At 70.9% G+C, this 13,999-nt stretch carries 9 protein-coding genes; 8 read left to right on the top strand and 1 reads right to left on the bottom strand.

The features are described 5' to 3' along the window. Positions 1-9 precede the first annotated feature (9 nt). Positions 10-4,056: a type VII secretion protein EccCa gene (gene eccCa, locus OG413_RS29965; RefSeq protein WP_266811080.1), complete on the bottom strand. Its 4,047-nt coding sequence runs from the start codon at positions 4,054-4,056 to the stop codon at positions 10-12. Positions 4,057-4,464: 408 nt separating this feature from the next. Between eccCa and eccD the strand changes: the two genes are divergently transcribed. The 8 genes from eccD (at position 4,465) to OG413_RS29925 (ending at position 13,968) form a co-directional block, all read left to right on the top strand. Beyond that, positions 4,465-5,871, top strand: a complete 1,407-nt coding sequence (gene eccD, locus OG413_RS29960; RefSeq protein WP_266811078.1) for a type VII secretion integral membrane protein EccD — start codon at positions 4,465-4,467, stop codon at positions 5,869-5,871. Between the two features lie 45 nt (positions 5,872-5,916). After that, the gene (gene eccB, locus OG413_RS29955; protein WP_266811076.1) at positions 5,917-7,551 is read left to right on the top strand and encodes a type VII secretion protein EccB; all 1,635 of its coding nucleotides are present in this window, start codon (positions 5,917-5,919) and stop codon (positions 7,549-7,551) included. Positions 7,552-8,019: 468 nt separating this feature from the next. After that, positions 8,020-8,355, top strand: a complete 336-nt coding sequence (locus tag OG413_RS29950; protein WP_266811074.1) for a hypothetical protein — start codon at positions 8,020-8,022, stop codon at positions 8,353-8,355. An 89-nt stretch (positions 8,356-8,444) separates the two neighbouring features. Beyond that, positions 8,445-8,753, top strand: coding sequence for a WXG100 family type VII secretion target (locus OG413_RS29945; protein WP_266811073.1), 309 nt, complete (start codon positions 8,445-8,447; stop codon positions 8,751-8,753). 134 nt (positions 8,754-8,887) lie between these two features. After that, positions 8,888-9,358, top strand: a complete 471-nt coding sequence (locus OG413_RS29940) for a type VII secretion system-associated protein (protein ID WP_266811072.1) — start codon at positions 8,888-8,890, stop codon at positions 9,356-9,358. 128 nt (positions 9,359-9,486) lie between these two features. Further along, on the top strand, positions 9,487-12,957 hold the full coding sequence (locus OG413_RS29935) for an AAWKG family protein (protein WP_266811070.1): 3,471 nt from the start codon (positions 9,487-9,489) through the stop codon (positions 12,955-12,957). Positions 12,958-13,138: 181 nt separating this feature from the next. Continuing rightward, positions 13,139-13,594, top strand: a complete 456-nt coding sequence (locus OG413_RS29930) for a YbaB/EbfC family nucleoid-associated protein (RefSeq protein ID WP_266811068.1) — start codon at positions 13,139-13,141, stop codon at positions 13,592-13,594. Between the two features lie 2 nt (positions 13,595-13,596). Further along, positions 13,597-13,968 (top strand): hypothetical protein, encoded by a 372-nt coding sequence (locus OG413_RS29925; RefSeq protein WP_266811066.1) that lies wholly within the window; start codon positions 13,597-13,599, stop codon positions 13,966-13,968. The last annotated feature ends 31 nt before the right edge of the window (positions 13,969-13,999 follow it).

The following is a 13,999-nucleotide window of genomic DNA, read 5'->3' as shown; positions in this document are numbered from 1 at the left end:
CGCGTTCTCTCAGTCCTGCTGCCCCTGGCTCTCCTCCGCCAGCGCCGTCTGCATCAACCGCGGCCGACGGCGAGCGATGTGGAGGGCGCGGCCCGGCGGCAGGTTGAGGGGTTTCGCGTTGCCGAAGAGACGGCCTTCCGTGGGCGGGCAGGAGAGCAGGACGGCGGGGTTGTTGGCCTCGTCGAGGCGGCGGATGAGGCCGTCGCCGAGGCCGCGCCCGGCGCCCATCGCGCTGCGGGCGACGACCAGGTGCAGGCCCATCTCGAAGCCGAGGGTCAGATTCTCGAAGAGCGGCTCGAAGGGACTCTGGAAGGAGTTGCCGGAGATCATGTCGTAGTCGTCGACCAGGATGAAGAGCCGCGGGCCGGTCCACCAGTCGCACCGGCGCATGCGGGCGGGGGCGATGTCGGCGCCGGGGACGCGGGTCTTCATCGCGCGGGCCGCGCCCTCGATGGTTTCGTTGAGGTTGTCCAGGGAGATCACGTGCCCGATGCGGTACTCCTCGGGGATGGCGTCCACCAGGGTGCGGCGGTAGTCCACCGCGATGATCTTCGCCTCTTCCGGGGTGTAGCGGGTGGTGATGCCCTGGGTGATGCCGCGCAGCAGGTTGGTCTTGCCGCTCTCGGTGTCGCCGACCACGATCAGGTGCGGGGTACGGCTGAAGTCGTGCCAGACCGGCTCCAGGGCGTCCTGGTCGATACCGAGCGGAAGGCGCAGACCGCCGCCCTCGGTGGGCTCGGGCGCGGGGAGTTCGGCGAGCGGGAGCCGGTGCGGCAGCATCCGGACCTGCGGGGCGGGTGCGCCCGGCCAGTGCCGGGAGACCTCGGTGACCAGGTGGGCGACGCCCTCCCCGAGGTCGTCGAGGGAGCCGCTGCCGTCCAGCCGGGGCAGGCCGGCGAGGAAGTGCATCTTGCTGTCGGCCGTGATGCCGCGACCGCCGCTGCGCGGCACCGATCGGGCCTTGCGGGTGTCGATCTCGGAGTCCATCGGGTCGCCCATCCGCAGTTCGAGGCGGGTGGCAGCCTGGTCACGGACCTGGGCGGACAGCTCCACCCAGCGGGTGGTGGTGACGATCAGGTGGATGCCGTAGTTGAGGCCGCGGGCGGCGAGTTCGTTGAACTTCGGGATAAGGTCGTCGTAGTCCTGGCGGACCGTGGACCAGCCGTCGACCACCATGAACACGTCGCCGAAGGGCTCGTCGGGGAACTCCCCGGCGGCCCTGCGGCGGCGGTAGGACTGCATGGAGTCGAGGGTGTGGTCCACGAAGAACTGTTCGCGGTGGGCGAGCAGCGTCATCACCTCGGCGACGGCCCGGTGCACCCGCTCCGGGTTGAGCCGCGCCGCGACGCCGCCGACGTGTGGAAGGGCGGCGAGTTGCGACAGGCCGCCGCCGCCGAAGTCGAGGCAGTAGAACTGGACCTCGGCGGGGGTGTGGGTGAGGGCGAGGGCGGCGATCAGTGTGCGGGCGAGGGTGGACTTGCCGCTCTGTGAACCGCCCGCGACGGCGACGTGGCCGCCGGCTCCGGAGAGGTCCACGACCAGCGGGTCGCGGCGCTGCTCGAAGGGCTTGTCCACGAGGCCGACCGGGACCCGCAGCCTGCCGGTGCCGGACCAGCCGGCGGCATTGAGGCCGCGTGCCGGGTCGGGAGCGATGCCGGGCAGCAGGGCGTCCAGCGGGGAGGGTTCGTCCAGCGGCGGCAGCCACACCTGGTGGGCGGCGGGGCCGGAGTCGCGCAGCCGGTCGAGGGCCACGTCGAGCAGGACCTCCTCGTCGCCCGCCTCCTCGGTCTCCGGCTCGGGAGGGGCCTCCAAGGTGCGCGGTACCACCCAGCCACTGGTCCACGGCACCACCTGGCTGGCCACCCGGGCCCGCACCACCGCGCCGGTGCGGCGCCGGTACGTGCCGGAGGAGTAGGCGGCGCGAAACCGGGTCAGGGACTCCACGCCGGACTTCAGGTAGCCGCTGCCGGGCTGGGCCGGCAGCTCGTAGGCGTCCGGAACGCCGAGCACGCCGCGGCTCTCCATGGCGGAGAAGGTGCGCAGACCGATGCGGTACGACAGATGGCTTTCGAGCTGGTGCATACGGCCCTCGTCCAGGCGCTGCGAGGCGAGCAGCAGGTGCACCCCCAGGGAACGGCCGAGGCGGCCGATCATCACGAAGAGGTCCATGAACTCCCTGTGCGCGGAGAGCAGTTCGCTGAACTCGTCGACCACCACGAACAGGCTGGGCAGCGGGGTGAGGTCCGCCCCGGCGGCGCGGGCCCGCTCGTACTCCAGGGCCGAGGTGTAGTTACCGGCGGAGCGCAACAGCTCCTGGCGGCGGATGAGTTCGCCGTGCAGGGCGTCCTGCATCCTTTCCACCAGGGCGATTTCGTCGGCGAGGTTGGTGATGACGGCGGAGGTGTGCGGGAGTTCGTCCAGGCCGAGGAAGGTGGCGCCGCCCTTGAAGTCGACCAGGATGAAGTTGAGGGTCTCGGAGGAGTTGGTCAGGGCGAGGCCGAGGACGAGGGTGCGCAGGAGCTCGCTCTTGCCGGAGCCGGTGGCGCCGATGAGCATGCCGTGCGGGCCCATGCCGCCCTGCGCGGACTCCTTGATGTCCAGTTCCACCGGGCGGCCGTCCACGCCGACCGCGATCGGCACCCGCAGCCGGGCGGAGCCGGTGTGCCGGTCGAAGAGGGCGATCGGGTCGTGCCGGTGCAGGTCGGGGATGCCGAGCAGCGTGGTCAGCTCGACATCGGTCTCCAGCGGCTGCGCGATATCGGTGCCCAGGCTCATCCGCCGGGGGGTGAGCAGCCGGGCCAGTGACTCCGCGCCGAGCGGGCCGAGCCGGTCCGGCCGGCCGAGCGGCACGGAGCGCTCCTTGCGGCTGCGGTCGGTGCGCACCAGGCTCACCAGATCGGGCCCGACGGTCAGCCGCAGCGTGTTGCGGCCGGGTCGCCAGCGCAGCGCCCCGGATACGTCGAGGGCCAGGGCGTTGCGGTAGCCGTGCCCCTCCCAGCGGTGGCCCTCGGGTACGGTGACGCCGTCCAGGACGACGATCGTGTAGGGCTCGTCGCGGCCGGGCCGGGCGTCCGGGTCGAAGCCGGGGCGCTCGGCGAAATCGGCGCCGAGCAGGTCGTCGAGCTCGGTGAGGTCGGAGGTGATCCGGCGGGCCTGGCCGGCGCCGTCCTCCTCGTACGGGTCCAGCGCGTGCGGCAGCCACTTGACCCACTCCCAGTCGGGCCGCCGCTCGTCGCTGACGCAGAGGGCGATCCACAGCTCCTCGGGCGCGTGGAACACCGCGAGCTGCCCGAGCACGGCGCGCACCAGGGCGCGTACCGCTTCGGCACCGGGGTCCTCGCCGCCCGCCCCGGATGGCGGGGTGCCCGGCTCGGCCTGGTCCCCCGCCGTTTCCTCGGGGCGCAGCAGGATCCGGGCCGAGGAGCGCAGATAGAGGCCGAGGGGCTGTCCCGGGATGGTGGAGTAGGCGCGGATGAAGCGGCGCAGGGCGTGCGCGCAGAGGGGTTCGAGGTCCTCCACCGGGCGGGTGGAGACCGGATCCAGGGTGAGTGCGAGCTGCTGCTCGCCGACCGCGAGCCGGACCTCGCCGAAGTCCTCGTCGGCGGGGCGGCGTTCCCACAGCCGTGAGGTGCGTGCCAGTGAGCGGAGCGCCGCGGGCTCCGGGTGGCGCCAGGCGAGTGCCCGCTGCTGCTCCGTGATGGTGGTGCGGACCCGCTTGCGGATCTGCGCCAGGTAGCGCAGGTAGTCGCGGCGTTCACCCTTCAGATGCTGCTTGCGCTCGCTGGAGCGGCGCATCAGCTGCCCCAGCAGCATGGCAGCGGCGGAGAGCGCCATGACGCCCATCGCCAGGTACATGAAGACGCTGTTCCCGCCGCCGGGCCGCAGGAACATCAGCATCATCGACACCGACATCAGCGCCATCGGCAAATAGGTCCAGATCGCCGAGGTGTCGGGCACCGTCTCGGCGAGGACCGGCGGCTCCTGGAGGGTCAATTGCCCCTCGGGCATCTCCGGGCCGCGCCGGCGGGCCGGGCGGCGAAACAGCACGACACTCAAGGAACAGAACCTCCGGTTCACTGACTTTCCGGCCCACGCCGGAATTCCGGCGCACCCGGTGGTGGGAAAGGCCGCTTCGCGCTGATTCTCCGGGACCCGCGTGACGCGGTGAACGCCGGGTGAATATTCCGAGCGGTTAGCGGGGACGGCCAACTTCCGTGATGGCCAACCGCATACCGGATATTTTGTAGTCCGGTCCACCGTACGACCCGGTGGCCGTAGGCAGTAGTGTGCATTCACGGAACGCGACCTGTCCACGGGGGAGTGGTGGTCGCCGGGCCGCGGACGTAATTTCCCTCCCAGGCCCCCCGGTTCCCGGCCGGGCGGACTTTCCGTACTGTTCGCACATCCCCTCTCGCGGGGGAAGTCCTCCTGTCAAAGCCTTCACGGAAGACGAGAGTTCAGCTGATGACCGACAGTGCGGTGGCCGAATCGTGCCGCCTGACCGTACGTGCGCCGAGCGTCTGTGTCGATCTGGCCGTGCCTGCCGACGTGCCGGTCTCCGATCTGCTGCCCACATTGCTGCGTTATGTCGGCGAGGAGGCCGAGGAGGCCGGACTCGACCACGCCGGCTGGGTGCTCCAGCGGCTCGGCGACGCCCCGCTCGACGAGGAGACCACCCTGGCCCGCGCCGGGCTCGCCGACGGCGCCGTGCTCTATCTGCGCCCGCACACCGAGGCGTTGCCCGAGGCACGGCTCGACGACCTCGTGGACGGGATAGCCGAGACCGTGGGCCGACGGCTGCACACCTGGCACCCCGGGGCGGCCCGCGGCCTGCTGGTGGGCACCGCGGTGGCGACGGTGGTGGCCGCCCTCGTGCTGGTGTTCTGGCCGGGGGTGACCGGCTCCGGCGCCTCCCGGGCCGCTTGCGCGGCCGTGGCCGGGCTGCTGCTGCTCGCGGGCGCGGGCTCCGCCAGCCGCGCGGCCGGCGACCGCCTCTCCGCGACCGCGCTCGGCCTGCTGGTCGCCCCGTGCCTGGCGCTGGTCGGCTGGGTGCTGCCCGGCGGCGACCTGTCCGGCCCCGACGCGGGGCGGGTCGCGGGCGCGCGGCTGCTCGCGGCGGGCGCCGCGGGCGCGGGCGGCGCGGTCCTCGCGCTCGCCGCCACCGCCGTCGGCGCCCCGGCCCTGCTGGCCACCGCGATGGTCTCGGTGGCCGCCGCGATCGCCGGGGCCCTGATGGGGTACACCGGCCTGGACGTGCCGGCCGCGGTGGCGCTGGTGGCGACGGTGGTCGTGCTCGCCGCCGGGGTGGTGGCACCGTTCGCCTTCAAGCTGGCCGGGATGAGAATGCCCGCGTTGCCGTCCTCCGCCGCTCAGCTCCAGGAGGGCATCGACCCCTACGCCGGCGACGAGGTCGCCGAGCGCACCGAACTGGCCGGACGCTGGGTCGCCGCGCTCTTCGCCGCCACCGGCACCATCGCCGCGGCCGCCCTGGTCGTCCTCGCCGAGAACCCGGACCTGCCCGAGGTGCTGACCGCGCTCGCGCTGAGCCTGCTGCTGCTCCTGCACTGCAGGGGCCTGGTGCACATCGGACAGCGGCTGACCCTGGCGGTGCCCGGGGTCCTGGGGCTGCTCCTGCTGGCCCGGGCCTGGGCGGTGGACAGTGACGCGGACGGGCGCGTGGTGGTCTTCGGGGTGCTGCTCGCCGCGGCGGCCGCACTCGTGGTCGCCTCCTGGACGGTGCCCGGCCGCCGGGTGCTGCCGTACTGGGGCCGGGCGGCGGAGCTGGCGCACACCGCCCTCGCCGTCGCGCTGCCACCGCTCAGTCTGTGGGTGGTGGGTCTCTTCGGCTGGCTGCGCGGCCTGTTCGGCTGAGCACACCCGTACGCCGTTACCCGGAGATCGAGTTGAGGAGAGGCTGTGCAGTCCAAGCGCGACCAGGTACAGGCCCACGGATTCATGATGGGCAGGCTCAGCTCGGGCCTGCTGACGGCCGACCCGGACGCCGCGGAGAGCCCGCTCGGGCGCACCACCCGAGGCGTGGTCTTCGGCGTACTGGTGACCGTCCTGATCGGCGCGGGCGCCATCGTGTACGGGTTGCTGCGCCCCGGCGGCAACGACGGCTGGCGCAATGACAGGCACCTGGTGGTCAACCGCGACACCGGTGCCCGCTACCTGTGGACCGGCACCGACGGCGTACTGCATCCGGTACGCAACTACGCATCGGCACGGCTGATCGGCGGCTCCGACCTGGCGACCGTGGACGTCGCGACCGCCTCCCTGCGCGACGTTCCCGTGGGGGCCCCGGCCGGCATCGCCGGCGCACCGGACGCCCTTCCCGCACCCGGCCGGCTCGACGACGGTGCCTGGCACATGTGCGTCACCGGACCGGACGGGGCGGTGCCCAGCACCTCCGGTGCCGTGACGGGCGCCGGAGTGGAGAAGCCGGGGACCACCACCGTGGTCGCCGGGGCGCCACTGGACTCCCGCGGCGTCGGCGGTGACCGCGGGGTGCTCGTGCGCGGCCCGGACCGCACCGAATACGTGGTGTGGCGGGGCAGCAGGCTGGCGCTGGACCGCGCCTCCGACGCCCGTAACGCTCTCGGTTACGGCTCCGAGCGGCCGATGCCGGTCTCGGCGGCCTTCCTCGACGCGCTGGCCCCTGGCCCCGCCCTGAAGCCGCCCGAGGTTCCGGGGCGCGGCGGGAAGGGCCCGGTGCTCGGTGGCGAGGCCGGCCGGATCGGCCAGCTGTTCAAGGTGAGTGTGCCCGGTGGCGGCAGTACGTACCACTTGCTGCGGAAGGACGGCCTGGTGCCGTTGACCCGGCTCGGCGCCGCGCTGGTGCTGGGCGACCCGGCCACCCAGAAGGACGCCTACCAGGGGCGGTCGCCCGAGGTGCGCACGGTCGGCGTGGACGCGCTGCGGGCGCATCGGGCGGCGGGCTCGGGCCCCGCCGGGTCCGCGGAGCTGCCGAAGACGCCGCCGGTCCCGCAGTCGGTGCCGCGCGGCACCGCGCTCTGCGCGCAGGTGGACGGCGACAACGGCGGTGCCCGGATCAGGTCGGTGCTGGTACCGCTGACCGCGCTCGCCCCCCTCGCGGTGTCGGAGGGAACCGCTCAGCCGGTGATGCCGGCCTGTGTCCGGACGGACGCCACGGTCGTACGGCCGGGGCGCGGCGCCCTGGTCCGGGCCCTGCACGCGAGCGGGGCCGCGCACGCGGGGACCACCTATCTGGTGGCGGAGAACGGCGTGAAGTACCGCGTCCCGGCCAAGGACTCCCTGGCAGCGCTCGGGTACGGGGCCGGAGACATCAGCTCGGTCCCCGCACCGTTGCTCGCGGCCCTTCCGACCGGCGCGGACCTGGATCCGGCCGCCGCCTCCGGCGCCGCGGAGCCCAGGGTCACGGCTCCGCGGTGTGGCACCGACGCGCGGCCGGGGCAGAGCGGGGAGAAGGACGAGCAGAAGGGCAAGGGGAAGGACGAGGGGGATACGCCGGACAATGCGGCCGCGGAGGGAGCTCCTGGCGCAGTCGGCGCAGCCGACTCCGCACCCTGATCCGGGCAAACACCGCATAAGGCTGTCGAAGAAAAGGAAATGGGCGGGGGAGGTGGACCTTCGAGCTGAACCCGGCGCCGGCGGTGCCGATTCGGCATGGATCGGGCGCGACGGGAAACCTCAGATAAAGCTCAGATTTTTCGACGGCCGTATCCGTGGAATCCCGCGCGGCCAGGCACGTTTTACCGGAAACGGGCCGCCCCGACGACCGTTTGCATTCTTCGCCCGCCTGTTTCTCGACCGCATCGCGTCGCCCGGCGGAGGGTTGGTGCCCCGCCGCCCCGGCGGACCGGGGCGGACGCGTTCATTTCGTGGAAACCTTCGGACAACACCGTTGCCATGTAAGGATTCTGTCGAGCTGACCTATGCTCAAATCTTCCCCGCATACGTTGCGCCGGACAGTGGGTTCTCTTTAGCCTCAGCGGGGCAACGGTGCGAGGAGACTCGCCTGAACGAAGGGAGCGTGACATGGCGGACGGTTCCGCGAGGAAAGCGGACTATGCCAAGGGCTTGGGAGGTGTCTCCTCCCTGGAGTCGGCCCGGGCCGCGGTCGAGAAGATCCAGAACAACGTCGCCGAGATCGCAGCGCGTTCGGGCGTCGGCGGCGACGAGGGGCAGGCTCTGCTGAAGCTCTTCCGCAGCTGGAACTCCGAGGCGCAGAAGGTCGTCGTCCAGATCAGCAAGATGGTCGACGCGCTTGAGGAGAACGTGACCTCGGCCAACCGCCTGGCGAAGGAGAACCAGGACCTGACCGAGGTGCTCAACAGCAAGACCAGCCAGGGCGTCTTCGAAGCGCTGCGCTGAGGCACCCCCGCGACACCGGCCCCCTTCGGGGAGGCCGGAACCCGTGAGCTTCCCGGGCCCCGGCGCCCGGCCACCCGAGAGGAGACGTCATGGCCGACGGCATCATCGATGTGCAGTACTCCACGGTCCGCAACGCGATCGAGGAGCTGAAGGGCCAGACCCAGCAGATCATCACGACCCTCAACAACCTGGAGGACGAGCTGAAGCCGCTCGTGACCTCCTGGGAGGGTGATGACCAGCAGATGTACCGCGGGGTTCAGGCGGAGTGGGACCAGGCCACCAAGAACATGGCACTGCTCCTCGGCGACAGCGGCGAGCTGGTCCAGAGCATCCACGACAACCACTCGCGCGACGAGCGCAGGAGCGCCGACAACTGGGGCAGTGTGCGGGCTCGCTGAGGTCCTCCGTTCGGATCGGGCCGCGACACGCGTGCCCCGGCCCGATCCGAACGGGAGGTCCTGGGCCCGGCCGGGGCTCCCTTCGTCCGGCCGGGCCGTACCCCGTCCGGCACCGAACGGCAGGAGGACGTCCCATGGCCGGTGAGAAGGCCGACATCAAGCATTTCGACCTCAAGCAGATGGAGAACTTCCGGGACAACGAGGTGCAGCCGGTGTACACCGCCGCGAAGAAGCACCGCGAGGACGGCGACGGGGCGCACATCCGGCCGCTCGGCCACCTCATCAAGGGGCACACCACCCCGGAGAACCTCGCCCAGGACAAGCAGATCCTGCGCATCGGCCGGATGGTCACCGAGCCCCTGGTCTCGGGGCCGAAGCTGATCGAGGGCATCCGTACCGCGGCGGTGGCCGTCGACAAGCTGCTGGGCGACCAGATGGACCTCTTCAAGGAGCTGAAGGAAGCGCTCACCGACACCATCGACGAGGCCAACAAGACCAAGGACAAGAACCTGAACGCGATCGACGCGCAGACGCTGCTCCAGACCTTCGACGAGGTCGACTCATTCACCGCGGGCGGCAGCGGGTCGGACAAGAACAGCACCTGAGCCCGCGCCGCGCGGGCCGGCCGGCGCCTCGGCCGCCCGGCACGCACACGTGAGAGACACCCGGCCGCACACCCGCATGAGGAAGCGGTGCGCCGGCACGGACGGCAAACGACCAGAAAGGGCGCCCGGTGGCCGATCGGTACGATCCCAACTCCGTCGCCAACCTCGACAAGTTCGACAACGCCAACAACCCGTCGGCCGACACCTGGGGCACCCTGGTCACCCACCTCACCGGCTATCCGGTGCCGGACCGCAACACGGTCTTCAACACGCTCCGGTCCGACCACGGCGGCAAGCTCTTCCGGATGGACATCAAGGAGCGCAGCCTCAGCCTGCTCGTCAAGGACTCCGGCTTCCTGACGAACAAGGGCGAGGACTACGACATCTGGTTCTTCGACAGTGGCAAGAAGCGGTCGATCATGCAGGCCCGGATCGTTTTCGAGGGCCGTGTGAAGGCCGGGGACGAGATCATCTTCGCCGGGCCCAACTCCGACAGCGTCCACGACGCGGAGGTCCGTGACGGCAACGAGTTCACGGATTACCACAAGGACAAGATGAGCACCGTCCCCCTCGCCCAGTACATGAACGGGCCGCGGGCGGCACTCCTCGGTCTGCTGGGCGGCAACACACAGGACGCCCGGTTCAGCAACCTCGGTGTGCCCGGTCCCGACGTGGTGGACCTGAAGTCCTTCAACACCACCGGGGAGTCCTTCGACTTCGCGGCCAAGTTCTTCAAGGACCACGCGGTCGTGCTGAAGGACTGGGAAGACCGTTTCGCCCGGGACGACGCGAGCTGGAAGGGCGAGGCGGCGGAGGTCTTCCGCGGCCTGCTGAAGAAGATCCGCGAGAACTACGACAGTTATGTCGAGACCTTCAACTCCACGGCGGGCGGCGGAGACAAGACCGGAACCGGCGGCACGGTGTACTCGCGCGCCCTGTCACTGGGCCGCACGTACCTGGAGGACTCCGCCAACAAGCTGTTGGAGGCGTGGCTGGCCTGGGCCAAATCCCCGTACTACGACCCGCACCAGGTGCTGCGCTACGTCCTGGACGACCTTGCCCAGTGGGTGGACGCGAACAACGTCGCCAAGACGGACATCAAGTCCTACACCAGCCGTTACATCACGACCGTCAGCCACAGCCCGCAGGGCGAATTCTCCCAGGTGCACCCCAAGTACGGCGACCTGAGCGACACCGCGAACTGGGCGAAGGTCGGCGATGAGGCGGTCAAGATCTGGACCCAGGGCGTCGACGAGTATCTGGGCAAGCCCGCCGCACAGGTGCAGTCGGCCCTGAACAACCACTTCCTCGAACTGGGCGAAGACTTCTCCGGCAATGTGCCCAAGCCGAAGTCGACCAGCACAGCCTCGGAGGAGTACGAGAAGAAGAAGCTCAAGGCGGAGCAGGACGAGGTCAACCGGCAGAACGAGGAGAACCGCAAGTATCAGGACGAATTGCGCGATGAGCAGGGGCGGCAGCGCGAGGAGGACCGCAAGTACCAGGAGGAGCTGCGCAACGAGCAGAACCAGCAACGTGATGAGGACCGTAAGTACCAGGACGAGTTGCGCGATGAGCAGCGGCGCGAGCAGGAGGAGGCCAAGGGCCTCCAGGATGAGCTGCGGAACGAGCAGAATCAGCAGCGTGATGAGGACCGTGCGTACCAGGACGAGCTGAGGGAGGAGCAGCGGCGCGAGCAGGAGGAGGCCAAGCGCGAGGCCGAGGAGCAGCGCAAGGCAGTGGAGGAGGGCCTCGGCGGGCTCAACGACCCCAACGCGCTCAACGAGCAGAGCCTCGGCAACCGCGACGAGCTGCTGAACCAGAACATCCCGGTCACCGAGAGTTTCGGCGACCTCGGTAAGCTCAACACCCCGGGCCCTGGCGACGTGAACAACGCGATCACCGAGGAGCTCGGCAGTCTTGGCGACGTGAACAACCCGGGCGGCGAGAACCAGCAGTCGCCCATGGCCGTCCCGCCCCCGGTCACCCAGAACCTCGGCAACCTCGGCGCGCTCAACAACGGACCGGGCGGCACGAAGAACACCACCGACGCGGCCAACGACGCGATCATCCGGAACCTCGGCAGTCCCGGCGGCCTGAACAACGGCCCCGGCGGCTCCCTCAGGACCCCGACCGGAGGCAGCACCCAGATCGGCGACGGCAACCTCACCACCGACTTCCCGGACGGCAGCAGCACCGCCTTCGACCCGGACAGCGGGCTGCTCACCACCACCCACCCGGACGGCAGCGTCACCAGGCAGAACCTGGGCGACGGCACCGGAGTGACCAACCCGGACGGGTCGGTCACCTCCCTCGGCGACGACGGCAGGCTGACCACCACCTTCCCCGACGGCACCACCCAGATCGTCGACCCCACGACCGGCCGGGCCATCTCCACCGCCCCGGACGGAACCACCACCACCCAGAACCTCGGCAACCTCGGCAACCTGAACGGCCGGGACGGCCTCGGGGACCTGGGGGACCTCGGTGGCATCAACTCCGACCTGCCCACCGAATCGACCGGCGACCTGGGCGACCTCGGGAATTCCCACGGCGACCGGTCCGGCCTGGAGACCCCGACCGGCGGGCACACCGCGCTCGTGAACGACGCCTTCACCACCACGTACCCGGACGGCAGCAAGACCGCCTTCGACCCGGACAACGGGCTGCTCACCACCACCCACCCGGACGGATCCACCGTGACCACCGATCTCACCCACGGGGCGAAGGTGACCAACCCGGACGGCTCCACCACCGTTCTGGACAACGGCCGGCTGACCACGACCTTCCCGGACGGCACCACTCAGGTCATCGACCCGGACACCGGTGTCGCCACTGTCACCGACCCGCAGGGCAAGACCGGGACGGTGGACCTGAAGAACCTCAACTCGCATGGTGGCTACGACAGTTCGGACATTCTCGACGATCTTGAGAATTTGCGCGGCCTCAACGAGACGGGCGGCCGCAATGAGACCGGCGGCAGCAGCGGTCTCGGCGACCTCAATGATCTGGGCGGCCTGAACGGCACCGGCGGCGGCAACGGTGCCGGTGGTGGCAACGGGACGGGCGGCGGCGACGGGACCGGGGGCGGCGACGGGACCGGTGGCGGAGACCGCATCACCAGCCGGGACGTGCCGTTCTCCGAGCTGGGCCTCGACGGTGGCCAGACGAGCCCCGGCGCCGCCCCCCTCTCGGACGGTGCCGCCGGTGGCGCGGGCACCCCGCTCGCTCCCGCCGCTGGGGGCGGCGCCCCCGGCGCCCCGGGTACGCCCGGCAGCCCCGGCATGCCGATGGGCGGCGGCATGGGAGGCATGGGCGCGGGCGGTGAGAAGGGCAACGGCGAGCGTGTGCGCGCCGTCCTGGTCGACGCGGCCGAGGAGAGCGAGCGCCGCAACCGCCGCCGGCGCAGCCCGTGGAACCGCCAGGAGGACAGCGACACCTTCCTGGCCCCGGCCTCCCGGGTGGCGACCACCGGCGGTGACTCCCCCGAGGAGGAGACGGACCAGGGCCGCAGGTCCACCACGTCTGCCGACTACCTGGAGGAGGACGCGGACGTGTGGGGCACCGAGGAGGGCGGCACTCCGGCCGTGATCGGGCGGTGAGTACCGACCGGCTGCGGCGCGACCACCGCGCGGAGACGAATCCCACTCGGCCCCGGCTTCCGCGGCGGGGCTTCCACCAGGCAGGATCAGCAGGGCAATTGATGGACCGGATACCGGGGCCGGACGTACCGGACGGTCGTCCTGACGTACGAAGAGTTCGACGGAGAAGGGGGGAGCGGGCGTGACGGAACCGCTGGAGAAGCGCCTGGAGAAGGCCATGGCCGAACTTCAGGCTGCCCAGGAGGCGGTCGCGCGGACCGAGCGCGAGCTGCGGACGGCGTCGTTCGCGGCGCTCTCCTCCGACCGCGCGGTCCGTGCCACCGCGGGCCCGCAGGGTGAGCTGACCGGGATCGAGTTCCTGGAGAACAAGTACCGCGACATGTCCCCGCAGGAGCTGGCCGCCAGCGTCCTGGAGGCGGCGAGCGCGGCGCGCCTGAAGATGAACCGGCATGTGATGAAGGCGATGGCGCCCTTCGCCGAGCCCAGCAGCAACGTGCCGGAGCTGAAGGGCTTCGAGCTGGACTGGGAACGCATCTTCGGTCCCGAAGTGCTGCGCGAGGACGACGAGGACTCGGCACGTGGCGGTCGGGCCGTCCCCGCCTGGCGGGACGCGCTCGGCGAAGAGGGGGAGGACTGACGATGGGACAGCGGTATTACGTAGACCCGCAGCGCATCGAGGCCCTGGCCAGGCAGCTGGAGGAGATCGGCTCCCTGACCAGCAGCATGACCGAGGAGTTCCTCGACGCTCTGGCGCCCACGGTGAAGTGGCCCGGCTCGGAGGGCGAGTTCGCGGAGAAGGCCAAGCCGCAGGAGCAGAAGGAACGGCAGACCACCAAGGACACCATGATGTCCATCCGTGACGCGCTGGTGGGCATCACCGACGCCACGGTCAGCCAGGTCCGGATGATGAAGGACACCCGCGACCGCAACATCGACGCGATCGAACAGGGCAACAACCGCATCAGCACCGACGGACTCGACGGCGGCCCGGGCGGGCATGGCCGCCGCTGACCTCCGCACCGCCGGCCGCTCCCGCGCTCTG

Source organism: Streptomyces sp. NBC_01433 (assembly GCF_026340105.1).
GTDB lineage: Bacteria > Actinomycetota > Actinomycetes > Streptomycetales > Streptomycetaceae > Streptomyces.
Note: the sequence above shows the minus strand (reverse complement) of the source record. Positions and strands in the feature narration are given on the sequence as shown.

Coding starts and splice junctions, on each gene's coding strand:
- OG413_RS29945 (WP_266811073.1), top strand. CDS start 8,445: ATGGCCGACGGCATCATCGATGTGCAGTACTCCACGGTCCGCAACGCG.
- eccD (WP_266811078.1), top strand. CDS start 4,465: ATGACCGACAGTGCGGTGGCCGAATCGTGCCGCCTGACCGTACGTGCG.
- OG413_RS29950 (WP_266811074.1), top strand. CDS start 8,020: ATGGCGGACGGTTCCGCGAGGAAAGCGGACTATGCCAAGGGCTTGGGA.
- OG413_RS29925 (WP_266811066.1), top strand. CDS start 13,597: ATGGGACAGCGGTATTACGTAGACCCGCAGCGCATCGAGGCCCTGGCC.
- OG413_RS29940 (WP_266811072.1), top strand. CDS start 8,888: ATGGCCGGTGAGAAGGCCGACATCAAGCATTTCGACCTCAAGCAGATG.